This window comes from Shewanella sp. FJAT-51649, from assembly GCF_019457435.1.
In the GTDB taxonomy this organism is placed as follows: Bacteria; Pseudomonadota; Gammaproteobacteria; order Enterobacterales; family Shewanellaceae; genus Shewanella; species Shewanella mangrovisoli.
Genome location: NZ_CP080411.1, coordinates 4150145 through 4175721, shown reverse-complemented (window position 1 = coordinate 4175721; position 25577 = coordinate 4150145). Strand labels below are relative to the sequence as shown.

The window sequence follows — 25577 nt, the reverse complement described above, 5'->3', positions numbered from 1 at the left end:
GCTTTTTAGATTTGGGAGCGGCTTAGCCTTTTTCAGTTGTTTTCCGTTTTTTTGTAGATTTCGTGGCAGCGTGCACAGATCTTTTTTTCATGACGAATATTTACTTAGCCTGCTAACTAAGTATAATGCTTAGCAGGCTAAGTAAATGAGTAAGCATGATGCAGAAAGAATTAGAGCGATTGAAGGAATTATCCCTAGCGGAACATTTGGGCCGCTTGCACCGACTATGGCGCACCGTGGCGGATGTGGAATTAGCGCCACTCGGGTTAACCCATCCTCGCTGGACGGCATTGTGGAAGTTATTGCGTCTGGGCGACAACGTGAGCCAGAAGGTGTTGGCGGATGCGCTAGAAATTGAATTGGCTTCTTTGATGCGCACCTTGGGGCAGCTTGAGGAGCAAGGTTTAGTCGAGCGTCACTGCTGCACTAAAGATAAGCGCGCCCGAATCGTATCGCTAACGCCCGCGGGAAAGGACGTATTAAAGCAAGTCGAAGCACGGATTATTCAAGTGCGCGCTGAGTTGTTGGCAGGGATCAGCGCCAGCGAGCTTGGTGAGTTTGAACGCATCATTAGCCTAATCAGTGATAACGCCTTAGCCAAGTTGGCTAAGAGCACAGAAATTCTTGAGTGAGAAATAAGATGACACCGGATCAACAATTTGCCCGCCTCGTAAAAATCGCCATGCTCGGTTTTGTGGCTGTGTTTGGCTATTTTATGTTTGCCGACGCTATGATGCCCTTGACCCCACAGGCCATGGCAACCCGTGTGGTGACTAAGGTGACTCCGCAGATCAGCGGTAAGATTCAAACCATTAATGTGAAGAATAACCAAGTGGTCGCCAAGGGCGATTTACTGTTTCAAGTCGACCCCGCCCCCTTTGAGTTAGCCGTGTCTCAGGCCAAGTTGGCCCTAGAGCAAGTGCGTCAGGACAATGCCGAGTTAGATGCTTCCTTGTTAGCCGCCAAGGCGGAAGTAAATGCCAGTACCACTACGGCCCAACTAAAACGCCGCGAAGCCAAACGTTTAGATGCACTGTATGCCACCCATGGTGTGTCGCAGCAGCAACGGGATCAGGCCGATAGCGATGCGGATGCTGCTGAGGCTAATCTGTTAGCCGCTAATGCTCGCCTCGATAAACTCAAAGTCAGCCGTGGCCTCTATGGCGAAGAAAACCTCAGAGTGCGCCAAGCGAAAAATGCCTTAGAGCAAGCCGAGCTGAACCTGTCTTACACCCAAATTCGTGCCGACCAAGATGGGGTGGTGACCAACCTGCAACTCGAAGTGGGCAGTTTTGCCGCTGTGGGCCAGCCGCTACTCGCCTTAGTCTCTGATAAATTAGATATTATTGCCGACTTTCGTGAAAAGACCTTACGTGGCGTTAACGCATCTTATCCAGCATTAATCGCCTTCGACGGTGAGCCTGGCCGTTTATATCGCGCCCAAGTGAGCAGTGTCGACGCCGGTGTGAGTGCAGGGCAGTTTGATGCCAATGGCCGCTTAGCTGCGCCGCAGGAGTCGGACCGTTGGGTGCGTGATGCGCAGCGCTTAAGACTGCATTTAGTATTAGACGACAATGCGATGAACAACCTGCCAGCAGGTGCGCGTGCCACTGTGCAATTGCTGCCTGACAATACGCTGTTTAGCCTGCTAGCCAAGGTGCAGATTAAGGTCATTAGCCTGCTCCATTACATCTATTAATCTCAAGGCCATTCGCATGTTGTTACGCCACAACCCTTTAACCACCAATGATTTACGCCAGTGTTTGCGCATTGCCACTGGCGGCACCATTGGCTTTACCCTGTGTAAGCTCTTTGGGTGGAGTAATGGGGTGTTTTTTACGGTAACCCCAATGTTATTGCTGGGACTCGTCCCTGTGATGAGTGGCCATGCGATGCGGCAGTTGCTGGCCTCATCGGCCATGGCGGGACTTGAAGTCGGTCTGCTCGGAGGTTTCTTCGGTAGCCACCCCGGATTGATGACGCCGATTGTCTTTTTACTGTTTTTATATCGTTTTGCGGCTATGTCCCGCGGTAGTCTGTTTCTGTTTGGTGCCAATGGTGTGCTGAGTTTGAGCATTATGCTGCACTTTGCCAGCTATCCGGGCACAGATCTCAATGACTTAATCTTCAGTAATTTCTGGGCGACGGGATTGTCCGTGGTTATCGCCTATCTGATGACGGCACTCTGGCCGGATGTCGAGCCTCGTCCTGCCTACAAACCCGGCCCTAAGGCGCCGCACCGTATGCGCCACGAGGCTTTACTCGGTGCCAGTATTGCCACGCTCTCTTTCTTAGTGTTTCAGATTTTCGATTTGCGTGACTCTATGTCGGCACAGGCGACCACGCTGTTACTCCTGTTCCCTATGCATTGGAACGGGGCGCTGGATTATGCCCGCAAACGCGCGCTGGGCACTCTGCTTGGGGTGTCGTTTGGGGTAATGGTGCAACTCTTCCTCTACGACTGGTCAGGATTGCTGATCCTGATTGTGCCGCTGCTGTGGATTGGGCTTATGTTGTTTGCGCAGGCCCATGTGAAAGAGGCGAGTGGCTCAGGTGTAGGGTTTGGTGCCATGACCACCTTAGGGATTTTGTTTGGCCAATATTTAACCCCTGGTAACGACCTGATTTTTAGTGCGCTGTACCGGGTGAGCAGTATTTTTGTGGCGATTGTGGCGACGTTATTCCTCTGTTACCTGCTTCATAAGTTATTGAATAGCTTTGAAGCGACTCGATTTGGTTATTAATAACTTAATATTAGATTTTTTTAATACTTGTTCAGTGGAGATTCGAGGAGTAAGGTACAAACTCGTTTAGTGTGGGCTAAACGTGTGAACGCAAAACTCAAATTATCTCTTTTTAACGACCTAGGTTTAGGACTTGGCTATGCACTTGAGCCGTTTAAGTTCTATTCAAGGTATGTTCAAGGATAGAAAATGAATATTAAAATTAGAACATTAGCCAAAGGCATCGCGCTGATCTACGGCTGTGCCTTGACCTCTGTAGCCATAGCCAATCCAACCCCAGTCCCGCCAGCGGGACAACTCTGCGTGACCTGTCACGGCGCCGAAGGCGAGGGCATTGAACCCCTCGGCCCCCGTCTCGCTAGACTCTCGAAAGAATATATCAGCACCCAATTACAACATTTTCAGGCGGGTGTACGCCAAAACGCGACCATGATGCCGATGGCGATGACACTGCAAGGTGACGGCATCGACCAAGTGGCGAGTTACTTCTCCGCCAAATCACCTAAGACTGAGGTCAAGCCCGTGATCCGTGGTGAGCAGGTGACCTTTAGCGACGATACCGCGCGCTTAGCCTATCAAGGCGATTGGTCTCGCGGTTTACCAGCTTGCGTGACTTGCCATGGCCCCTCGGGTTTAGGCGGAGGCCTGTTCCCACGTTTAGCGGGTCAGCAGGCCAGTTATATCAAGACGCAACTCTTGGCGTGGCAAGCTGGCACTCGTAAGGGAGATGTGGACGGCATGATGGCTAATGTGGCTAACAAGCTGACTGCCGCCGAGGTGGATGCCTTAGCGAACTACTTTGCGAATTTGAAATAAGGAGCCGGCCATGAAATCTTCTGCCATCTTACTATTGGCCGCAATGGGCGTGCTAACATCTCAAGTGCAGGCTGCGAATGAGTTACCCGACAAACAAGCGCCATTGCCCTCAGTCCCTAAAAACCCTGATCAAACCTATCTTACGCCTAGACCCTTAAGTGCGATTCCCGAAGGTGCCTTCGGCGATAAAGTACGCTTGGGTTATCAATTATTTGTGAATACCCAGCAGCTGAGAGATAAGTATGTGGGTAACGAGCTAAACTGTGCCAACTGCCATATGGATGCGGGCCGTAAAGCGAATGCGTCACCGCTTTGGGGCGCCTATTTTGCGTATCCCGCGTATCGTAAAAAAGACGATAAAGTAAACACCTTTCAAGAAAGGGTACAAGGCTGTTTTAACTATTCCATGAATGGTAAAGCCCCCGCAGCGGGCAGCCCCGAGCTGGTCGCGCTATCGGCCTATGCCTACTGGTTAGGGATGAGTGGCTTGATGGATGCGGCTAACCTTGATGGTCCAGTGCCAGAACTTAGCGATGCCGAGTTGGTAAAAGGCGCCAAACGTGAGGATTTTCCGCTACCAGACACACTAGCCAAAGCCATGACAGTGGAGCAACGCGCGAATCTGCCTGGCCGTGGTTATCCTGAGATCCCCAAACCTGAACTTGCGTTCTCACCCGAGCGCGGCAAGGCCGTGTATACCGCCCACTGCCAAGCGTGCCATGGCGCCGATGGTCAAGGCCAAGCGATTGCGGGTGTTTACTCTCTGCCACCATTATGGGGTCCTAAGAGTTACAACTGGGGCGCAGGTATGCACAGGGTCAATACGGCCGCATTCTTTATTTATGAAAACATGCCCTTCGCTAAGAGTATTCAGCTGACTCACCAACAGGCTTGGGATGTTGCGGCTTACATTAACTCCCATGAACGGCCACAGGACCCCCGCAATAAGGGCGATGTGAAACAAGCGCAGGAGAAATACCATAACGACAACGATTACTACGGTGTCGAAGTCGATGGCAAAGTGCTTGGCACCGCCTCTTATCCGGTGTTTCCGAAAAAGTCTTAGTTGAGTCGCTTTGATTCACTGTTTGCGTGGTGAAATAAAGCGAGTGAATTAGTTACGCAGAAAGCCAGCAAGCATTTAGCTTTGCTGGCTTTTTTATTGGGTAAAATATGTTGGGGGATTTTACTTAAAGCTATTTAATATCAGAGTATTAGCCCCTATTGATTTAGCTTGTGAGCATCGGGTTAGTGTCAGCAGGCATGTCTCAGCATATAGGCTTGTCATGGCATTCGCTCACCGACTCGCAGCGAGTCCATCCGTGGATGCTCGACCGCCCCGTCCTTGGGGCGGACGGTCGTCTCGCTAATCACCATAACTCGCCTTTCGGGCATAAGTGTGGTCTGTTGGTTTCAAAACAGAGCTTGAATACATGAAACGTATCGAGGGAGTCGAACCCTCTCTACGTTTTCTAAGAAGCTGATTTACGCTGGTTTTTGGTCAAAGGAAACAAACTCTTGTTACACCTTACTGTATTTCCTAAGTAAGAGGAAATACCAAATGATATCCACCTCTTTTTTAACAAACCAAAATGCTTCTCGGTTAATAGGGACTCGATTTTTCAGGATGAAAAACGTTGATACCATACTGAGGTTGATGCTAACTTATTAGAATAATTAAATTATTTACTCAGCTAATTCCAATGTTCAACTCTATTCGTTGGTTTCTAGTAGAAGAGCGGGTAATGCACTGTTAGGTGTTCTTATGAGTATGATGTCACAGGTGGCAGCATTCTGCAGAGAGGTGTACAAGACGAAACTGCTTTGGACTATTGAATTTGAAGATGGATCTTTATTGCAGTGGTTTGAAGAAGATGGTTCACAGGTACTTCCATTTTGGTCTTCTGAATCCAGAGTAACAAAAGTGATTGAGCTGCTTAAAGATTTTGATAGCGGAGTACCGACTTCAATAGAACTCGATGAATTTGAAGCTGAATGGGTACTTGATTTGGTTGCGTCAAATATACGTATCGGACCAAATTGGACAGGAGAAAATCTTTCGGGTACTACGTTCGAAGCAAATGAAATGATTCGGCGTATCTATCGACAAGGAAAGCAAACTAGTAAAAACACCTAACGAGCGCATTAAGAGGCGGACATAAAAAGCTTGGCTTGTGCACGTTCCTCTCAAATTATAGCCAAGCATTTTGCCCCGTTTATGCGGGCGTTAGCTATACAGGGAGTTCTATGAGCGATCCGCAAAAAACTTGGGAAGAATATTACGCCCGAATCAAAAACAGAAAAATAGATGAAGCAACTCAATTATGGAATGCTGTTGTAAGCTCTGGAGCAAATGAGGAAACAGTTTTCGCTATGGATTTTTCTCATTTTTGTGACGTTTCATCGAAGTTAAATAAATTAGCCCAACAGCTCAGCGAAAACTATGAAATAGAGCTGAGTGAGGTTGACGAAAAAGGGTATCAATTCTTAACTGGAACAACTCGCCCTTATGGTAATGAATTGAGTGAAGAAGACTTCATAAACTGGGTATCTTTTATGTGTGACGTAGCTCAGTCATACACTTGCGTATTTTCAGAATTTTCTCTGGAAAGTCCAGAGCTTGGTTTAGTATGGTCAAATACAGAATTTGAATCGGAAAAGTACAGCTAACAAGCACATTAAGTGCAGGGACTGCTAAGTGCTTGCTCAGTTTCGCTTCGTTATTTTTGCAAGCTATTATCAGCCCCTTATGCGGGTGTTAAAGCATTCGTCTAAATAAAGACTTCATCTATTCAACATTCGGATGAACAATAAATTGAATTCAGCATGTATGAATCTGTGAATACACTTGCCACAGCTTAGGAATGCGGCTTACTGAGCTAAATGAATACACCAAATATGGTTTCAGTTAGATACCACTTGATGAATACAGCTAATTAAGGCCAATAAAGACCTAGGTGTTTATTGGCACGCTGAATCGATATTAGTGCCTTGATGATGGAATGATTATTCCAACGTTAATGAAAAAACAATTATTATCTCTGCGTTATAACTCCGATGCCATAAGGATTACCGTGCCTCAGCCATTACCCGAACCTCAGCTCGATGCCGAGCAGTTGTGCCCTTTATGCCAAGGGGCGAATCAGTGTGCTATGACTCTTGGTGCAGATATCAGTGACTGTTGGTGCACTAAGCAGGCGTTTCCAAAGTTGACTCAATTACTATCTGGCGATTTGGCGGTAGGTTTATCGACAGGCGATGCAGCGGGGCTGAGTGCCGATAAGTTAGCACAACTATTATCGCAGCCAGCGATGGCTTGTATTTGTGAGACTTGTTTAAGCCGGATAAAGCTAGTGCTAACTGCTTCAGTTACTTCAGAAGATAAAAACAGCCCATCGGGATTAGGCGATGGGCTGGGATATGAGGTGAAATAGCGATTAAGACTTATCGGTGAAATAGTCTATACGCACAGTCGTTTGTGCTGGTACGGGCTTGCCATGTTCAAACTTAGGGGCATAGCGCCATTCTTCGATCATTTTCAGTGTGGATTTCTCAAATAGCACACCGCCTTTGGATTCGAGCACTTCAGGTTTTTTCACAAATCCCATCTCATCAACAGTGAAGTTAAGGGTCACGTAGCCGCTTTTACCTTGTATGAGGTAGGACTTGGGGTATTTGGGTGTCGTACGAAACAGCGGTTGTTGTTCCTGAGTGTCGGCCCATGGGCGCATCTTGCCGATGGCGATACAGTGGGCGGTGGACTCTTCGCGTTTTCCTTGGCGTTCATAAAGTTCGACTAAATAAGCGTGGGCACTTAAGGCGTAGGGATGGCTAAACTTAAGGGCTTCAAACTGCTTAACCACTTCTAACAGTAATGGAATCGCCTTGTCATCATGCTTTTCAGCATATTCAACTGCACCCACTATATAGGTAGCTTTGACTCTGTCTAGGGCATTTTCGGGCAGGATCTCTTTGTAAGTTTCATAGGCCTCGAAGGCATAGTCCCTTACCTGAGCCGTGTACAATCCTGTATTGGTGAGGCGATCAAAGGTTGCTATCTTTACATCGGCCAACAGCTTTTTATTTGCTGTTTTTTCAGCAATTTCAATAGCATTTTCAAAAAGCTCTTTCGCCACGGTCAGTTTAGGTGAGGTTTCCGCTGCGCCGAGTAGCGGGTCGATAAGCTCAGCTGCATGCTCGCCGTAATGCTTTTTATAATTGCTTAATGCGAGTTGATATAACTCATAGGCCTTGGCCGTTTTCGCCGCATTATCTCCCTCAAAGAGATTCGGCATAGCCACCTTTTTTAGCGCGCCAGCCCAGTTCATGGCGAGGTTCGCTAAATCGACACTGTCCTTGGCATATTGAGCTTCGCCCAATTCAAAGGCCCTTTTGGCACTGGCTTCTATTTGGGCGTCATCACCCTGTTTGAGTGCAGCTTGGTAGTCACTGTAGGCTTGGGAAAAAGTGTTTTCCGAGGCATTTAAGGGTAACGAAGTACTTAAGGCTAAGGCAAATAGACTTGCTAAAGGCAACATTTTTCCGTCTAACATCTTGTATATCCTTATATTTAGTTCTATCGGATAGTACAAATGTTTCACTCTTGATACAAGCTTGTTTTCGCTCTGTTGGTCTGCAGGGGATTGTAGAAGGTAAGCATTTGCCTACCTTCTTACTTTGCTTGCTAGCTTGGCACTCTTTAGGCTGTACTTATTTAGCCACAAACTGCAAGCCAAACTGGCCTAAGTCGCCGTAGTGGAATTGGCAGTGCTGATTGAGTGGCAAATCTAATACCCCCGCATAGGAGCCTGTGATCACATATTGCCCTCGGGTTAAGCCAATTCCTTGGGCAGATAAGAAGTTGACCAACCAATAAAGCCCAGCTTTAGGGAAACCATTTGGATGAACCGCGGCTTTTTGTAGCGTCTCACTTGCTTGCTGTCCGCTTGCGGCGATTTCAACATTTAGGTCGAAATGGCTTGTTTCTATCTCGGCTGGTGTAAGCAGCTCAGGCCCTAACCATAAACCTTGATTGACTAAGCCATCGGCGAGGGCGTCGAAGTGATTGGCTTCGCTTGGGTTTTGATAACGACTTTTGATAAGTTCTAAGGCTAGGCGCGTTTTACCGAGGGCTGCGTCGATTTCGGCTTCCGAATAAGGCGTGGCTCGTGGTGATAAATCGCTGCCAATTTCAAAAGCGAGCTCGGGCTCGACACGGGCAAGCCCTTTGCTCGAAGGATAAAGCGGACACTCGGCGGTTTCGACGTACACATCTTGTTGATAGATAGGCGCTACCACGGTTTTTTCTGCGGTTGGGAGTAGGCACTTCCACCCCGCAATCGGGTTGCCTTGGGCGCTAAACTGCTGCGCAATGGTTTGCTGGATGGCAAAGGCCTGAGGGAAATCTTTTGGTCTTAGCGCTTCTTCCAACAGCGCACCCGCTTCACCCTTGGCGCGTCGCTGGACGAGTTCTTGTGCCGCTGCGTTAATCGACTCAAGCTGTGTTTTAGCGTCGGTCTGTGACATGTGTAATCCTAACTAACTTATTTAAAAGGCTTATACAGAGTGGTTTATGCCGCAATAACTGAGCGCATAAGGCATAAATCGACTCTGTAAATCCAATTTGAGCTAAAAGAGAAATAGCGCTCAATATACCTTTTTGTGCTGCTAAAGGCTTGATAAAACTTAGCTTGAAGTGCTCTGCATTTATCGTTGGGCAAGATTGATTTAGTGTCAGCTTAACTATCCAATCCGGCGGATAAGTTAATCGCTTTTTAGGCTAGATCTTAGCGCGCCTCAGTGCCAGAATGGCGTTCCTTTCTGCGGTACTACTGGGACTTTTCCGTGAATCAAAGCCACTCTGGATCCTTGGCAACTAACCATGCTCAATTAGGATTATTGTTTATTTCTGTCGCCGTGCTGTTTTGGGGCATGTTACCCATAGCGCTTAAGCTGTCGGGGAGTTTTATCGATCCTGTGACTTTGACTTGGTTCCGTTTTTTAGTGGCGCTCTTGGTTAGTATTTTGGTGCAGTGGAGTGCGGGGAGTTTGAAACAGTTTGCGGCGCTCGATGCCAAGGTTTGGCTCAGGCTTATCCTCGCCGGACTGTTTTTAATGCTTAACTATGTGTCATTCGTGTATTCCCTCGACTATCTGGCACCGGGGGCCGCGCAGCTTAATTTTCAAACCTCGCCATTTTTCCTCGCTTTTGGTGGCGTATTGTTTTTTAAAGAACGCTTGAATGCGGTGCAGCTCAGTTGTTTTGCCAGCTTAGCTTTAGGGATGTTGATGTTTTTCCATCCCTATTTAGATTTTTCCGCCACCGATAACCATGAGATCTGGCTTGGGGTGATGATAGTGCAGTTTTCGGCATTATCATGGACTACCTATGCGCTGCTACAAAAGTCACTGTTGAACCGTTTATCCCCCGCGAACGTACTCTTAGTCATCTATGCCCTAGGGATCTTTGCGATGGCGCCCTTTAGCGACTTTAGCCAGTTTACACAAATGGATAGCTTTGACTGGCAAGTGGCGCTATTTTGCGCCGCCAATACCTTGATTGCCTACGGTTGTTTTGGACAATCGATGAAGTACTGGCCGACGGCGCAGGTGAGCGCCATGCTGGCGTTAACGCCGGTATTTAGCTTTAGCGCCACAGCATTAGTGGTGAGTCTTGGTTGGTGGCCAGATGTATTTAAGGCCGATAAATTAGATGCGCTATCGCTATTCGGCATAGGTGTGATTATTGTGTCAGTGATGGTCGTGCAGTTACTGCCCATGTATCGCCAGCGCCGCGCACGACGTTTGCAACCCGCTTCACAGACTACTGAATAGGTACCCGAGTGATTACACGCCTGACCGATATGCAACTTGAACAGATCCGCGGGGTTATCTTTGATCTCGACGGTACGCTTGCCCATTCAAACCCCGATTTTAAAGGCTTAAGGGCGGCATTAGGTATTGGATCGGGTACCGATATTCTAGAGCATATCCATAGCCTTGAGACAACAATGGCCAAGATGCAGGCGCTCGAAATTGTCCATGACTATGAGCTTGAAAGTTCGCGTCAGGCGAGCTGGATTGAAGGTGCGCAGGCCTTGATTGCGTTTTTAAAGACGCGGCAACTGCCGCTGGCGATTTTGACCCGCAATATGCCCGAGGCGGCCAAAATCACCATCGAAAAACTCGGTATCGATATCCCTTTAGTGCTGACCCGTTACGATGCCGAGCCTAAACCTCACCCGCAGGGTATCCACTTGATTTGCGAGCAATGGCAGTTGAGTCCGGCGGATATCTTGTACGTGGGGGATTATCTATTCGATCTGCAAACCGCGCAAAACGCCGGTAGTCGCTGCGCCCTCTATTGCCCAGAAGAGGTACCGGACTATGCCCAAGCGGCGGATTTGCTTATCGCCAATTATCAGAGCTTTATCGACGCTTGGGCATTAGAAACTAAAGGCTAACTCAAGCGCGCTCGATCTAATCCCAATGTGGGGCAAAGTCAGGATTTGCGACCCTATGATTGCGATCCAGTTGATTGATTTGCTCGATTTCTGCTGGTGTTAAGTTAATGCTTGCGGCCGCTAAGTTGCTGCGAACATTGTCTCTTTGGGTTGAGGAGGGAATGGTGGCAAAACCTAATTGTCGCAACCAGGCTAACACAATTTGTGCGGGAGTGGCTTGATGCACTGATGCTAAGTTGACTATGGTTTCATCCTGCAGCACTGCGCCATAGGCAAATGGCATATATCCAGTTACTAATACATTGTGTTGCCTGCAAAAATCCGTCACTTTGCGATTGATGAGATAGGGATGCACTTCTACTTGATTGGTATAAATAACGCCTTCGCCTAAGATGGCAATCGCTTGCGCGAGTTGTGTATTGGTAAAGTTTGATACGCCAATGCGACGAGTCAGGCCTTTATCTAATACTGCTTTCAGCTCTGAGAGATACTCGACCATACTCGGCTCATCGCTGTTCAACGGCCAATGGATGAGTAACAGGTCAAGATACTCGGTTTGCAGCGCCGTTAGACTGTCGATAACGCTAGTCTCAAAGCGTTCCTTGGTCAGGTTTTCAGTCCATACTTTGGTCGTGATAAACAGTTCTTGGCGTGGGATCTCTGAGGCGTTAATCGCATCCCCGACCGCCTGTTCATTGCCATAAATCTGCGCCGTATCGATATGGCGTGAACCTTCTTCGAGTGCCATCAACACGGCATCGAAAGCGGCGTTATCTTTAAGTCTGAAGGTTCCTGTGCCCAGCATCGGCATAGCTGTCAGAGGCGCTTGGTTAGATGCTGTCGCATTGGTTTGAGTCATATTCTTCCCCTTATTCTGTGGATAGGGTAACTGTCGCCGATCGTGCTTTGTCGATAAAGAGGCTAAAGCACAAATGATTTTTGCTATTACCGCAACAATCGACTGCACTTAACGCCCTAATCACTTGCATATTTATAGTGTTAGCCGAGGTTGAATAAAATCGATAAAGGCGGAGATCCGCCGAGCAACGGTTGAGGTCTTGTAATAGACGGCATTGACTTGTTCCCGCTCTATGTTTGCGACTCGCTCGTTTTCAAGTAAAGGCAATAAACGTCCGTTAGCAATATCATCGCTGACCATAAACCCTGATAGGCAGGCGATGCCGTTACCCGCGAGGGCTAATTGACGCACGGTTTCGCCATTGCTTGCCCGCATAGTGGGGACGATTTGCTCCAATCCTTTGAGTGGCCATTGATTCAAGACCTTAGCGCCCGTAAAACCGATAAGGCTGTGATGGCTTAGCTCGCTGACATTTTTAGGTAAACCGCGTTTGGCGAGGTATTCCTTAGAGGCGACGATATGCAGTTTACTCTTACCTAAGGGCCTAGCGTGCAGGGTTGAGTCGGTGAGTTTTCCGATACGAATCGCCACATCGGTGCGCTTTTCAATCAAGTCCACAAAGCCTTCATTCGAGGTGAGTTCCAGCTCTATCTCAGGATAAAGCTGTTTAAACTCATGCACTAAGGGGACTATTTGATGTAGCACAAAAGGGCTGGCGGCATCGACTCTAAGCTTACCCTTAGGTTGTTTCCCTCGACTCATAAGCTCTTCTTCCGCTAACTGTATGGTTTGCAGCCCAAGCCTAACTGCATCGACAAACAGGCGTCCCTCATTGGTTAATTCGACTCGTCGAGTGGTGCGGTTTAGAAGGGTAACTTGTAGTTGACTTTCAAGTTTGGTCACGGCTCTTGAAACCCTCGCGACTTGAATATCGAGCGCTTCGGCCGCCGCGGAAAATCCACCACTATCGACCACTGTGAGCAGTATCTGTAAGTCATCTGAGCGAGTCAGCATGTCAGTCTCCAACGAGGTAATTAGTTACATTTATAGCAAAAATCATTTGTAAAAATCACTCTTTTTGACAATAAACTTTATCGTCAAGATAGCGCCATCTGAAGTTAAGCGAGCTGGTTTAACTTCAGCTCTATTAGCCCTTATCGAGCTTGTCGCTCGTTTAATACAGGATGGACGCCATCATGCCTTTAGCTTTACTCGCATTGACGCTAAGCGCCTTTGCTATTGGAACGACAGAGTTTGTTATTGTGGGATTAATTCCCACTATGGCGCAGGATTTACAGGTTTCTCTCCCCTCGGCGGGATTATTAGTGAGCCTCTATGCCCTTGGGGTAGCCGTTGGCGCCCCAGTATTAACGGCGTTAACGGGGCATTGGAATCGTAAACATGTGTTATTAGCGGTAATGACGCTATTCGTCGCGGGGAATGTGCTGGCGTGGCAAGCTCCGAGTTATGAAACTCTGATCGCGGCGCGGGTGATCACTGGTTTAGCCCATGGGGTGTTCTTTTCGATTGGCTCAACCATTGCCACGGGACTGGTACCAAAGGAAAAAGCGGCCAGCGCCATTGCGATTATGTTTACAGGACTGACCGTCGCACTGGTAACAGGAGTGCCCCTAGGGACTTATATCGGCCAGAGTTTTGGTTGGCAGTCGACTTTTTTCGCCGTTGCTCTGCTTGGTCTTATCGCTTTGATAGGCAGTGCATTCTTAGTGCCGAACAATCTTAAGCAGACCCGTGCTGCCAGTTTACTGACCCAAGCTAGAGTGTTGACCGAGCCAAGGCTGCTACTGGTATTTGCCATTACAGCAATTGGGTATGGCGGTACTTTTGTCGCCTTTACTTTTCTCGCACCGATTTTACAGCAGATCAGTGGCTTCGATGCGAGTGCGATAGGGGTGATCATGTTGGTGTATGGTGTCTCGGTCGCTATAGGCAACATCTGGGGCGGTAAGATGGCCGATAACATGGGGCCAATCAAAGCGCTAACTTATATTTTTACTGGGTTAGCCGCAGTGCTGTTTATCTTTCACTTTACGGCGTTAAACCCGATTACCGCAGTGTTAACCATACTCGTTTGGGGCGCTTTCGCCTTTGGTAATGTCCCAGGGTTACAGGTCTATGTCGTCAAACTGGCTGAAACCTATGCCCCAACCGCAGTAGATGTGGCCTCGGGATTAAATATCGCCGCCTTCAACATAGGGATTGCCTTAGGTGCTTGGGGTGGCGGACTGATTGTCGAGCAGATGGGATTAATGCAAACCCCATTGATTGGTGCGCTAGTGGTGATTGCGGCGCTGCTACTAACTCGCCTGAGTGGCTATTTGGATACTCGAACTGAGCCTGCTGATACGTCAGTCGATGGTGTTAAGCAATAGGTTATCGTTGCAATATGGGTTTGCTGGCCACAGTGCTTGCAAGCCCATTAAAGTATCTAGTGAATCTAATGCCCAGCTGTATTCGTAGTTAAGGCATCTTGTTTATCTTGCTTAAGCCCAAGGCGAATACTGTCGAGCAATGCCACTAACCAGCATAGCAAAAAGCCATAGAGCAGCTCATTGGCATTGGCCATGGTGGTTTGGGTTTGTTGGGTAATTTCGGCGGATATCACCCCGACATCTAGGGGGAGGGTACCATTTTGGATCTCTAAGGCGATCACTTGCGCTACTTGATAGATTTGCATAAGCAACAGCATAAGGCTGATGACAGCTAAGCAGAAAAAAACCAGCGCCGAACGTTTATGTTTAAGGTAAAAGTGGCCGCTGCCGGGGGCGATAAAGGCGGATAGCAGGCCAGCGGTGAGGGCTTTTTTCATCGAAATACACTAATTGTGTTGCTAAAGACTAAGCCGACACTAATAGACCTATTGGCTTAAGTGCAAGTTAATTTGCCATGGTGACTAACATTCTAATAAAGCCTGCAAACAGAATACAACCGACAAGTACCATGATTAATAAGGTTTTATCTTGGCGGCATGACTTAGCCAGTGCTGGAAGTGTGGGGTTAAATAGGTCGGCTATCAGTACTAAAAAATCCATTTAGTGTCCTTAAGTTAGGCATCCATCGATTGACTATTCCTGCTCGAAATATCAACTGGCCAGTAAAGTTTGAGCGGGAGCGATTTTAAGATAATAAAAAAGGAGCCTGGGCTCCTTTTTTAATGCGTTTGTTTAAATCTGCTTAACCTAACGACTTAGGTTTGGCGATTACTCTTCGCGTGGTTTACGTGGTCTACGCTCGCCGGCAGGCTTGTCTGAACGTGGTTTGCGGTCAGCAAACGGCTTGTCACCAGAGGCTGAACGTGGTTTACGCTCACCCATTGGACGGTCACCACGTGGACGACGGTCGCTACGTGCGCCACGGCCAGAGTCTACGAAAACTTGATCGCCAGCTTCACGGATGTTCAGTGGCTTGCCACATACGCGCACTTTCTTCAGGTGCTGCAGCACTTCTTTTGGCATGCCGTCTGGCAGGTCAACGGTAGTCACTGCGTCGTATAGTTGGATGGCGCCGATGTAACGGCTGTCGATGTTCGCTTCGTTTGCAATAGCGCCAACGATGTTGCCCACACCCACGCCATTGTCACGACCTACGTCGATAACGTAACGGCACATCTTCAGATCTGGGTTATCTTTTAACGCTTCAGCACTACCAAGGCTTGCTGGCATTGGACGTGATTCACGGCTACGGCGTTCACCGCGCTCGCCACGTTCAGCACCACGTTCGCTGCGCTCATCGCGAGTACGTTCTTGAATCGCGGGTAATTGCAGTGGGCGCTCCTGCTGAACTTGGTGCAGCAGAGCTGCAGCCAGCAGATCGGTATCCACTTCCAGTTGTTGACATAACTGGGCAACCGCTTCGCGCATAAAGTCCAGATCTTGAGTCATGGTTTGCGCTAACTGCTCACCTAAGCGAGACAGACGACGTTCTGCAACTGTCTCTGGGCTTGGCACTTTCATTGGCGAAATACGGCTGTTAGTTGCGCGCTCGATGGTGCGCAGCATACGCATTTCACGGCTGGTGACGAACAGAATCGCCATACCCGTACGGCCAGCACGGCCAGTACGACCGATACGGTGTACGTAAGCTTCAGTATCGTAAGGGATATCGTAGTTAACTACGTGGCCGATACGCTCAACGTCTAGACCACGAGCCGCAACGTCGGTTGCGATCAGAATGTCTAGCTTGCCGCTTTTCAGCTGTTCAACCGCACGCTCACGGGCTTGCTGGTTCATATCACCGTGCAGTGGTGATGAGGCGTAGCCGCGTGCTTCAAGTTTTTCTGCTAATTCAACGCATGAGTTACGGGTACGAACGAAGATGATGATACCTTCAGTATTTTCAACTTCTAATACGCGAACTAAGGCTTCTAACTTGTTGTGCTGAGACACTTGCACGAAACGTTGTTCGATAGAGTCAACTGTGGTGTGGCTCGCAGCGATGCTGATGTTAGTCGCATCTTTTAAATGCTTGTTGGCAACGCGCTTGATTTGTTCTGGCATAGTGGCCGAGAACAGTGCCAGTTGGCGTTGTTCTGGGGTGTGTTCCAGAATCCATTCGATATCGTCGATAAAGCCCATTTTTAACATTTCGTCGGCTTCGTCGAGTACCAGCGCTTGCAGGGTTTCCAGCTTTAAGGTGCCACGGCGCATATGGTCCATAACACGGCCCGGGGTACCCACGATAACCTGTGGACCACGCTTCAGGGCGTTTAATTGCTGATGCATGCTCTGACCGCCATAGATTGGCAGTACATGGAAACCTTTCATAAATTTCGCGTAGCTGCTGAAAGCTTCTGCTACTTGCACCGCTAATTCGCGGGTTGGCGCTAATACTAAGATTTGTGGAACAGCTTGGCTGGTCACTTTGTTGAGCAGGGGCAGGGCGAAGGCGCCAGTTTTACCTGTACCTGTTTGTGCCTGACCTAAAATATCTTTGCCAGCCATTAATGGGTCGATACTGGCTGATTGGATTGGCGTTGGGTTTTCGTAACCTAGCTCGTCAAGAGCACGCAACAAATTCTCGGACAAGCCGAGTTCACGGAAAGTTCTTTCACTGGATGACATTGGGTTGTAGCCTTGTGGATGCGCCCGGATTGGCGCTTAAGTTTCACAGACAGAAAATCAACCCCGTGTCGATTTCCCGCACCGAAAACGCCAGATTATAGCAGCATTTTAGCCGCTTTACCAAGTGACTCTGGGATAAATACAGGGTTTTGCGTGGATTTTTTGCCAAAACTGAGCAAGAAACGCGCCACTTCGCTTAATTTTTCAAAAAGTCGCCATTGAGTCGTAGGATTTTGAAGGCGGATTCCGTTACCGCCGCGAGAAACACATAGTCCAAAGTGTCGGGGGTATCTTCCGGGGTATGGTATTGCGGATGAGTGGGAACGCCAAAATAGAGCCAAGGGATCTTAGCTTTATGGAAAGGATAATGATCCGAGGCTCTCAGCCAATCTGTGCTCTGGATGCTTCGTCCCACGGGTTTGGGATGACTCAACTTAATGCAGAGGCGATTATTCGCGTTTAGCATGGGTCTAAGTTGCTGAAATTGATAGAAGTTGCGGCTACCCTCGAGGTAAATGGCGTAGGGGCGGCTCGGGTGGCCAATCATATCGAGATTGAGCATCAGTTCAAATTGCGCTTCTGGCATGCGCTGCTTGAGTTGCTCAACGAGGGCCGTACTGCCAAACAGCCCAGGCTCTTCGGCATCGGTCGCGACAAACATTAAGTTAATGTTGGGCAGGGAATCGGGGGCGGCGCTTAGCTGCGCTTGCCAGTGGGCGGCGAGAGCCAACAGGGCGGCAACACCTGAGGCGTTATCATCGGCGCCATGGTAAATCTTGCTGCCACTCATGCCGAGATGGTCGTAGTGAGCCACCACAATACGCCATCGATGAGTGGGTTGGCGTGCGGGGACTAACGCCACCATATTGCTTCCTGTCTCTTGGCTAAAAAGCGTGGCATATTCGAAGGGTACCTCGAAAGTCTCTCCCCAAGGAGTAAGCCCAAGTTGTTGAAACTGGCTGTGCAGATAGTCGCGTGCCTTGGCAGCTCCTTCGGTTTGGGTTTTACGCCCCATTAATTCTGCGGCGCTGAGGACTGTTACTGTTTGCTTAAGAGCTTCAGGCTCGGCCCAATTCAATCGAATTGCCTCAAGTGAGCAAGTGTATTCGGCGGGTTGATTGGCGCAGGCGGCAAGGCTTAAACACAAGCTAAGGATAAACAAGCGCAATAAGCTCAAGCCTATGCGGTGAGGCTGGGGGCAAGTGATTGCTGTGACTGGGTGCGCCAAATTGCCCATGGCTATCCTTAAAATTGGCAATAGGATGATCAATCCTAAGCCTAACAGGGATTTAGCTTGGCTGCATGGGCCGTAATGCTGAATTAGTCTAAGACGCGGATCTCGGGGGAGAGTGTCGCCTCTTGATGACGGCTTAAATGAAAGTGCTCCAAGCCAGAGACCAAATGGGTTCGTGAGCAAATAGTGACTTGAGCGTTTTTGGTGAGACCGCCTTGATCTAAGGTGGTGATCCGGCCATCGGGCAAGGCGAGTAGGCTACTATTGTCTGAGCTGTCTAACACTGTCACTTGTAAACGTGTGGGTTGACCAATAAGCGGATCGACAGCGGCGATAACCAGCGCCACAAGCGTTAACCCCAAGCAGGCAATCAGCAATACATTAGCGCGACTTAAGCTCGTCAAACTCGGGCGATGTGTTGGCAACATGTTCTCCTCGATTGATAACGGCGAATGGCTTGCCTGAGAGGGTTCTTATACAGCAATAAATTTTAATCACAGCGCCTTGGTGATGCCCAAGGCGCTGTTAAGCTTATCGCTATGACTGCTTGGCTAGCTTAGCATCCCGTTCCAGCAGCGGCTTTAAGAAGCGCGCGGTATGGGATGTTGGATGCTGCGCCACATCTTCTGGCGTGCCAGTTGCTAGAATAGTACCGCCACCGCCGCCGCCCTCAGGGCCTAAGTCGATAATCCAGTCTGCGGTTTTAATCACATCCAAGTTATGCTCAATCACCACAATAGTATTACCGTGGGATTTGAGGCGATGCAGTACATCGAGCAGCAATTGGATATCGGCAAAGTGCAGGCCCGTTGTCGGTTCATCCAAAATATACAAGGTCTTACCCGTATCACGCTTAGAGAGTTCCTTCGCGAGCTTCACCCGCTGGGCTTCACCGCCCGACAGTGTGGTCGCGCTCTGGCCTAAACGCACGTAGGACAAACCTACATCCATCAGGGTTTGCAGTTTACGGGCAATGGCTGGCACGGCATCGAAAAATTCCCGCGCATCTTCCACTGTCATTTGCAGCACTTCGTGGATGTTCTTGCCTTTGTAGCGTACCTCTAAGGTTTCGCGGTTATAGCGTTTACCCTTACAGGCGTCGCAGGGCACATACACATCGGGCAGGAAGTGCATTTCGACCTTAATTAAGCCATCGCCTTGGCAGGCCTCACAGCGACCGCCTTTCACGTTAAAGGAGAAGCGGCCCACCTGATAACCACGGGTACGGGATTCCTGCGTCGCGGCAAAAATCTCCCTGATAGGCGTAAAGATGCCAGTATAAGTGGCGGGGTTAGAGCGCGGAGTACGGCCAATCGGGCTTTGGTCGATATCGACCACTTTATCGCATTGCTCCATGCCGACGATGCGATCGTAGGGCGCCGGCTCATCGACAGTGGCACCGTTGAGTTGCTTATGGGCAATTCTAAAGAAGGTGTCGTTAATCAGGGTCGATTTGCCCGAGCCCGATACTCCAGTCACGCAGGTGAATAATCCCACAGGGATGGTTAAATCCACATTGCGCAGGTTATTGCCGCGGGCGCCATAAAGCTCAATCACTTGTTTGGGATCGTATGGCGTACGTGGGGTGCTGATATGGATATTGCGTTTGCCCGAAATATATTGGCCAGTGACGGACTCGTCGCAGGCGACAATTTTCTCTAGCGGGCCGTCGCAAATCACTTCGCCGCCGTGTACGCCAGCGCCGGGGCCGATATCGATAATATGATCCGCAATGCGAATCGCATCTTCATCGTGCTCCACTACGATCACTGTGTTACCTAAATCCCGCAGGTGGATTAAGGTCTGCAATAACCGCTCGTTATCCCGTTGGTGCAAGCCGATTGATGGCTCGTCGAGCACATACATCACGCCGACGAGTCCAGCGCCGATTTGGCTGGCGAGACGAATACGCTGCGCTTCACCGCCGGAGAGGGTTTCTGCCGAGCGTGACAGGCTTAAATAGTTGAGGCCGACGTTAACGAGGAAGCCTAAGCGATCGCGCACTTCCTTCAGTACCTTCTCGGCGATCTGTGCCTTTTGGCCGCTGAATTCGAGTTTGTCGAAGTATTCGAGGGCTTCACCTATCGACCAAACGGTAAGTTTTGGCAGGTTAAGATCGCCAATAAACACGTTACGGGCTTCTTCACGTAGGCGTGAGCCGCCACAGCTTTGGCAAGCTTGAGTGTTGATAAACTTTGCTAATTCTTCGCGCACCGCGTTGCTTTCGGTCTCGCGGTAGCGCCGGTCCATATTATTTAAGATGCCTTCGAAGGGGTGATTACGCACCACCACATCGCCACGGTCGTTGATGTATTTGAAGGCGATGCTGTCTTTGCCCGAGCCGTAGAGGACGATTTTTCTCACCTTATCCGACAGCTGTTCGAAGGGGACTTCGACATCGAACTTATAGTGGTCGGCGAGCGAACTCAGCATCTGGAAGTAATAGAAGTTACGTCTATCCCAGCCGCGAATCGCGCCGCCCGCAAGGGATAGCTCAGGATTAGTGATCACTCTGTCGGGATCGAAAAATTGTTGTACCCCTAAACCATCACAGGTTGGGCAAGCGCCCGCCGGATTGTTAAAGGAGAAAATCCGTGGCTCAAGTTCGGCCATCGAATAACCACAGTGCGGACAGGCGAAGTTAGCCGAGAAGATTAACTCTTCCGTTGCGCCTTCATCCATGCTGGCGACCACGGCAATCCCGCCGGAGAGCTCGAGCGTGGTTTCAAAGGATTCGGCGAGACGTTGCTGAATATCGCTGCGGACTTTAAAGCGGTCGACCACCACTTCGATGGTGTGCTTAACGTGTAAATCGAGTGCTGGTGGGTCGGTTAAGTCGCAGACTTCGCCGTCGATTCGGGCGCGGATATAGCCCTGCGCCGATAAGCCCTCGAGTAATTTTACGTGCTCACCCTTACGACCGTTGACTACGGGCGCCAGCAGCATCAAGCGGCTGTCTTCGGGCATTTCTAACACTTTATCGACCATCTGGCTTACGGTTTGCGCCGCCAGCGGTTGGCCGTGAGTCGGACAGCGTGGTTCACCCACGCGGGCAAACAACAGACGCAGGTAGTCGTAAATTTCGGTAATCGTTCCGACGGTGGAGCGCGGGTTATGGGACGTCGATTTTTGTTCGATGGAAATCGCCGGGCTCAAGCCTTCGATATGGTCGACATCGGGCTTTTCCATCAAGCTTAAGAATTGGCGGGCATAGGCAGAAAGAGACTCAACGTAACGACGTTGGCCTTCGGCATATAAAGTATCAAATGCTAGGGAAGATTTGCCTGAACCCGATAACCCTGTGATAACGATTAACTTATCCCTTGGGATAGTCAGGTTGATATTTTTGAGATTGTGGGTCCGTGCGCCGCGTATTTCAATCTTATCCATCTATCGCTCAAGTCTTATGCTTAAAAAAATGAGCCTAAGTATCGCACAGTTCGGCGGCCGAGTTTAGTCGATTCTGTGATCTTGCTGACATGCCGATTGGGCGCGGTTGTGGGGCTGGTATTGCTGATAAAAGGTGATGCAGTTAGCGGATTAACTAAGATTAATCCGTATAACGACTTTGAACTTACCCAAGTTCTGTAAGCATCGAGTTAACTATTTGTAGCCAATGGGCTTTTAGATAAGCCTTAAAAATAAAGGCCTAAGCGTACGCTAAGGTGCAAGCATCCGCATTGGCGCGGGGCAAAATCCGCTGTTTTACACTCACGGTATGGGCGGTTTTTCCTTTTGAGCAAACGCTTTTGGGTGTGTTAACATGCGCCCCCTAAAAGACTTCAATCCAGGGCAAAATCATGGGTAACAACGGACTTTCAGGAACCGAGAAAAAAGTCGCGTTTTCTTTAGCCAGCGTATTTGGTTTACGTATGATGGGCTTGTTTATGATCATGCCCGTCTTTGCACTCTATGGTCAGCATTTAGAAGGTTTTTCTCCCCTTTGGGTGGGGATTGCCATTGGTGCCTATGGCTTGACTCAGGCCGTTTTGCAGATCCCTATGGGGATTTTATCCGACAAGTATGGTCGTAAACCTGTCATCCTCGCTGGATTGGTATTGTTCGCCATCGGCAGCTTAATTGCCGCCAATGCCGATACCATTTATGGCGTGGTATTTGGCCGCGCCGTGCAAGGTATGGGAGCGATTGCCGCCGCCGTGTTGGCCTTAGCGGCGGATTTAACTCGAGATGAGCAGCGCACTAAGGTGATGGCCATTATCGGCATGTGTATCGGCGGCTCCTTTGCCCTGTCGTTACTCGTGGGCCCAATTGTGGCGCAGCATTTAGGCTTATCGGGTTTATTCCTGCTAACGGCTGGCCTTGCGGTACTTGGCATGTTGATTGTGCAGCTATTAGTGCCAAATCCGATTTCCCATGCACCTAAGGGCGATACCTTAGCGGCGCCCGCTAAGCTCAAGCGTATGTTGACCGATCCGCAGCTGTTTAGGCTCGATGCGGGGATCTTTATTCTGCACTTAGTGTTAACCGCGGTGTTTGTCGCCTTGCCGCTCGATTTAGTCGATGCGGGTCTGGTGAAAGAAAAACATTGGATGCTGTATTTCCCCGCGTTTGTGGGCGCATTCTTCTTGATGGTGCCGTTAATCATCATCGGGGTGAAGCGTAAGAATACTAAGGCAATGTTCCAAATTGCTTTAGTGATCATGATGTTTGCACTGGCTGCCATGGCTATTTTTGCCAACAACCTCTGGGTATTGAGCGTGGCGGTGCTGCTGTTTTTTACCGGCTTTAACTACCTTGAGGCGTCGCTGCCGAGTTTGATTGCAAAATTCTGCCCCGTGGGTGAAAAAGGCTCGGCCATGGGGGTCTATTCTACCAGCCAATTCTTAGGCGCCTTCTGTGGCGGTATGCTCGGTGGTGGTGCGTTTCAATTAGTCGGCGCCGTGGGCGTGTTTATCGTCGCGCTGGTATTGATGGGCGTTTGGTTATTATTGACCCTAGGGATGAAAAATCCTGTGCTGCTCAAGAGTTACACCTTAGAGGCTGAGGTTAAAGACAAAGCCCAAGCGCGGGATATGGCGTCGCAGCTGTCACAATTGATGGGTGTGGTCGAAGCGATTGTGGTGCTAGACGAGAAAGTTGCTTATCTCAAAGTTGACGAGCATTTCGATTTAAGAGAAGCCCGAGCTGTGTTAGGCTCTGCTCAATAATATGTGTTATTGCCGCGAGTTTTAGGGAAGCGGATTTTCCCTTGCGGCAACAATTATAAACAACATACTGAATTAATAGATTATTTAAAGAATCGCAGGAGATTTCAATGGCCAGTCGTGGTGTTAACAAGGTAATTTTGGTTGGCAATTTGGGACAAGATCCAGAAGTACGTTACATGCCAAACGGTAACGCAGTCGCTAACATCACAGTAGCGACCAGCGAATCGTGGAAGGACCAACAAGGTCAACAGCAAGAGCGTACTGAATGGCACCGTGTGGTTCTGTTTGGCAAGTTGGCTGAAATTACGGGTGAGTACCTGCGTAAAGGTTCACAGGTTTACCTCGAAGGTAAACTGCAAACGCGTAAGTGGAAAGACCAAAGCGGTCAAGATCGTTACAGCACTGAAGTGGTTATCGACCAAAGCGGTAGCATGCAAATGTTAGGCGGCCGCAATCAAGGCCAAAGTCAAGGTCAAGGCCAAGGTGCTCCTATGGGCGGCATGCAACAAAACGCGGGTTACCAAGCGGCTCCTGCTCAAACTGCGCCAGCGCAAAACCAATACGCGCCCGCACAGCAAAGTTACCAAGCACCTGCACAGCAGCCACAATCTGGCTACAATCAGCAGCCTGCTCAGCAAAGCTATGGCCAGCAACAGCAATCCCATGCTCAGCCACAGCAAGGTGGTTATGCGCCTAAGCCTGCTGCACCAGCCTATCAAGCACCAGCAGCACCTGCACAACGTCCAGCGCCACAGCCACAACAAAACTTCACCCCAGATTTGGATGACGGTTGGGACGACGATATCCCGTTCTGAATGACATAAAGTAATTATTGTTAACTAATTCTTAAATTGTTCTAGTTAACTAATTGGTTTTAAAAAATATAAATGAAAATTTAAGCCCTTTAAGTGTGTAAGCATTTGAAGGGCTTTTTCGTTTTATGTGACTTTGTGTTTTTATAAAATCGTATAACTTTAAAAGTTGTGAAGATAAAAGTTTGTAGCTACTCTTATTTTGTCAATAAGGGTGGTGCAATGAAAATAGAGCTAGTCACACACGAAACGGGCGAACAGATACCAATGATGCTGGATGATTCTGGTATGCCAGTTGTCTTACCTAATGAGTTTATTCTTGCCAGACGCTCCCTCAGTACAAATACATTGGTTCGGAATTTGAGAGAGCTTTCAGTGCTCTATCGCTGGCTGGATAAATCGAATTGTGACCTATCTACGAAATTGATGGCTCAGAACTCATTCAACGAAGCAGAATTAAGAGGTGGATTGGTCGAAGCGTTAAGAATTGATCAAGCCAATGGGCGTATAAATGTTGTAGCACCTAATACCTTCAATCAACGGTTAACGACTATCAGACAATTTATTAGTTGGTGCATGGATGTATTGATAAGTCAGTTGCCGTTGTCTTCCCTAGACTATGAACGTTTGAGAGAGCGAAAGTCATTTTTTCTAAAAATGCTGGATGGTAGCTTTATGTCTGCTACACCAATGAAAAAAAGTCTTCGTAAGGGGTTAAATGAGTTAGAGGTTGACTTCCTGCTTGCCGTGTTGCATCCCGATGCTGAGCAGGGATTTGGACGAGATCCTGCTGTAAAGTTTAGAAATTATGTATCTGTAGGGTTAATGTTATTTTGTGGTCTAAGGCCTGGTGAGTTGCTTAGCCTCAGGGTAGAAGATGTTCAAGTTGGTGCGATTTCGGCGATACAGGTTGAACGTAGGCCATCGGACCCCCTAGATGTAAGACGACCCAGGCCTCAAATAAAGCGTAATGGTAGACTTATTCCGATTGAGAGTCGGCAGTTTGCTTTTGCATTAAATGAGTACATTGTTACCTGGCGTGAAGTGCTTGAAAGCAAAAATAACTACGAATCAGACTATTTAATATTGAGTGATGAGGGAGCGCCCTTGTCACAATCCTCAATTACACAGTTTTTCCAGTTATTGCGAACGCAATATGTTGACCGTCTTCCCGAAAACTTAACGGCCAAGTCTCTTCGACATACATTCTCATCCCGGCTTGAGAGGGTTCTTAGAGCTTCAGGAGTGGATGAGCAGCGTAGACGAGAAGCGCTGGCCTTTCTGCGTGGCGATAGTAGTTTAGATTCACAAGACATTTATATTGCCCAAGAAGTGGAGGAGCAAGCGGTTAAGTCATTGAGGCGGTATCAGGCAGATATGATGTCCGAGAGGTAGCCAAA

At 48.8% G+C, this 25577-nt stretch carries 24 protein-coding genes; 14 read left to right on the top strand and 10 right to left on the bottom strand.

Annotated features, from left to right (window positions below):
• Positions 1-158: 158 nt before the first annotated feature.
• From slyA to K0H59_RS18225, 8 genes are all read left to right on the top strand, one after another.
• Entirely contained in the window at positions 159-632 is a 474-nt protein-coding gene (gene slyA, locus K0H59_RS18260; protein WP_086902296.1) for a transcriptional regulator SlyA, read from the top strand.
• 8 nt (positions 633-640) lie between these two features.
• Positions 641-1699, top strand: a complete 1059-nt coding sequence (locus K0H59_RS18255; RefSeq protein WP_088210075.1) for an HlyD family secretion protein — start codon at positions 641-643, stop codon at positions 1697-1699.
• A 16-nt stretch (positions 1700-1715) separates the two neighbouring features.
• Positions 1716-2744, top strand: a complete 1029-nt coding sequence (locus K0H59_RS18250) for a DUF2955 domain-containing protein (protein WP_011624164.1) — start codon at positions 1716-1718, stop codon at positions 2742-2744.
• 189 nt (positions 2745-2933) lie between these two features.
• Entirely contained in the window at positions 2934-3560 is a 627-nt protein-coding gene (locus K0H59_RS18245) for a c-type cytochrome (RefSeq protein WP_220053957.1), read from the top strand.
• A gap of 10 nt (positions 3561-3570) precedes the next feature.
• On the top strand, positions 3571-4626 hold the full coding sequence (locus K0H59_RS18240) for a c-type cytochrome (RefSeq protein WP_220053956.1): 1056 nt from the start codon (positions 3571-3573) through the stop codon (positions 4624-4626).
• A 699-nt stretch (positions 4627-5325) separates the two neighbouring features.
• Positions 5326-5697 (top strand): DUF2750 domain-containing protein, encoded by a 372-nt coding sequence (locus tag K0H59_RS18235; protein ID WP_086902208.1) that lies wholly within the window; start codon positions 5326-5328, stop codon positions 5695-5697.
• 110 nt (positions 5698-5807) lie between these two features.
• The gene (locus K0H59_RS18230) at positions 5808-6230 is read left to right on the top strand and encodes a hypothetical protein (RefSeq protein WP_023267745.1); all 423 of its coding nucleotides are present in this window, start codon (positions 5808-5810) and stop codon (positions 6228-6230) included.
• 350 nt (positions 6231-6580) lie between these two features.
• Positions 6581-6994: a cysteine-rich CWC family protein gene (locus K0H59_RS18225; RefSeq protein ID WP_408733566.1), complete on the top strand. Its 414-nt coding sequence runs from the start codon at positions 6581-6583 to the stop codon at positions 6992-6994.
• A gap of 3 nt (positions 6995-6997) precedes the next feature.
• On the opposite strand, the gene K0H59_RS18220 is transcribed toward K0H59_RS18225, so the two are convergent.
• Both K0H59_RS18220 and K0H59_RS18215 read right to left on the bottom strand, forming a co-directional pair.
• Positions 6998-8113, bottom strand: a complete 1116-nt coding sequence (locus tag K0H59_RS18220) for an energy transducer TonB (RefSeq protein WP_220053955.1) — start codon at positions 8111-8113, stop codon at positions 6998-7000.
• A 157-nt stretch (positions 8114-8270) separates the two neighbouring features.
• Positions 8271-9086 carry a hydratase gene (locus tag K0H59_RS18215; RefSeq protein ID WP_088210080.1) on the bottom strand — a complete coding sequence of 272 codons (816 nt, stop codon included), beginning with the start codon at positions 9084-9086 and terminating at the stop codon, positions 8271-8273.
• 318 nt (positions 9087-9404) lie between these two features.
• Between K0H59_RS18215 and K0H59_RS18210 the strand changes: the two genes are divergently transcribed.
• A complete protein-coding gene (locus K0H59_RS18210; protein WP_088210081.1) occupies positions 9405-10394 on the top strand; it encodes a DMT family transporter in 990 nt (329 codons plus the stop codon).
• A gap of 8 nt (positions 10395-10402) precedes the next feature.
• Positions 10403-11023 (top strand): HAD family hydrolase, encoded by a 621-nt coding sequence (locus tag K0H59_RS18205; RefSeq protein WP_088210082.1) that lies wholly within the window; start codon positions 10403-10405, stop codon positions 11021-11023.
• A 16-nt stretch (positions 11024-11039) separates the two neighbouring features.
• Here K0H59_RS18205 and dkgB read toward each other — a convergent pair whose 3' ends face one another.
• Together dkgB and K0H59_RS18195 are read right to left on the bottom strand one after the other, a co-directional pair.
• Positions 11040-11882 carry a 2,5-didehydrogluconate reductase DkgB gene (dkgB, locus tag K0H59_RS18200; protein WP_176399832.1) on the bottom strand — a complete coding sequence of 281 codons (843 nt, stop codon included), beginning with the start codon at positions 11880-11882 and terminating at the stop codon, positions 11040-11042.
• 132 nt (positions 11883-12014) lie between these two features.
• Positions 12015-12896 carry a LysR family transcriptional regulator gene (locus tag K0H59_RS18195; RefSeq protein WP_220053954.1) on the bottom strand — a complete coding sequence of 294 codons (882 nt, stop codon included), beginning with the start codon at positions 12894-12896 and terminating at the stop codon, positions 12015-12017.
• Positions 12897-13078: 182 nt separating this feature from the next.
• On the opposite strand from K0H59_RS18195, the gene K0H59_RS18190 reads away from it, so the two are divergent.
• A complete protein-coding gene (locus K0H59_RS18190; protein ID WP_220053953.1) occupies positions 13079-14275 on the top strand; it encodes an MFS transporter in 1197 nt (398 codons plus the stop codon).
• Between the two features lie 65 nt (positions 14276-14340).
• On the opposite strand, the gene K0H59_RS18185 is transcribed toward K0H59_RS18190, so the two are convergent.
• The 6 genes from K0H59_RS18185 to uvrA form a co-directional block, all read right to left on the bottom strand.
• Positions 14341-14712 (bottom strand): DUF6677 family protein, encoded by a 372-nt coding sequence (locus K0H59_RS18185; RefSeq protein ID WP_220053952.1) that lies wholly within the window; start codon positions 14710-14712, stop codon positions 14341-14343.
• 67 nt (positions 14713-14779) lie between these two features.
• Positions 14780-14935 (bottom strand): hypothetical protein, encoded by a 156-nt coding sequence (locus tag K0H59_RS18180; protein ID WP_220053951.1) that lies wholly within the window; start codon positions 14933-14935, stop codon positions 14780-14782.
• 168 nt (positions 14936-15103) lie between these two features.
• The gene (locus K0H59_RS18175) at positions 15104-16963 is read right to left on the bottom strand and encodes a DEAD/DEAH box helicase (protein WP_011718375.1); all 1860 of its coding nucleotides are present in this window, start codon (positions 16961-16963) and stop codon (positions 15104-15106) included.
• A 196-nt stretch (positions 16964-17159) separates the two neighbouring features.
• Positions 17160-18200, bottom strand: coding sequence for a M28 family peptidase (locus tag K0H59_RS18170; protein WP_220053950.1), 1041 nt, complete (start codon positions 18198-18200; stop codon positions 17160-17162).
• Between the two features lie 83 nt (positions 18201-18283).
• Complete coding sequence (locus K0H59_RS18165; protein WP_220053949.1) at positions 18284-18625, bottom strand: hypothetical protein; 342 nt, start codon at positions 18623-18625, stop codon at positions 18284-18286.
• Positions 18626-18734: 109 nt separating this feature from the next.
• Complete coding sequence (gene uvrA, locus K0H59_RS18160) at positions 18735-21587, bottom strand: excinuclease ABC subunit UvrA (protein ID WP_220053948.1); 2853 nt, start codon at positions 21585-21587, stop codon at positions 18735-18737.
• 410 nt (positions 21588-21997) lie between these two features.
• On the opposite strand from uvrA, the gene K0H59_RS18155 reads away from it, so the two are divergent.
• The 3 genes from K0H59_RS18155 (at position 21998) to K0H59_RS18145 (ending at position 25572) form a co-directional block, all read left to right on the top strand.
• Positions 21998-23365 carry an MFS transporter gene (locus tag K0H59_RS18155; RefSeq protein WP_088210090.1) on the top strand — a complete coding sequence of 456 codons (1368 nt, stop codon included), beginning with the start codon at positions 21998-22000 and terminating at the stop codon, positions 23363-23365.
• A gap of 107 nt (positions 23366-23472) precedes the next feature.
• Positions 23473-24180, top strand: a complete 708-nt coding sequence (ssb, locus tag K0H59_RS18150) for a single-stranded DNA-binding protein (protein WP_126511989.1) — start codon at positions 23473-23475, stop codon at positions 24178-24180.
• A gap of 219 nt (positions 24181-24399) precedes the next feature.
• The gene (locus tag K0H59_RS18145; RefSeq protein WP_089072043.1) at positions 24400-25572 is read left to right on the top strand and encodes a site-specific integrase; all 1173 of its coding nucleotides are present in this window, start codon (positions 24400-24402) and stop codon (positions 25570-25572) included.
• Positions 25573-25577: the final 5 nt, after the last annotated feature.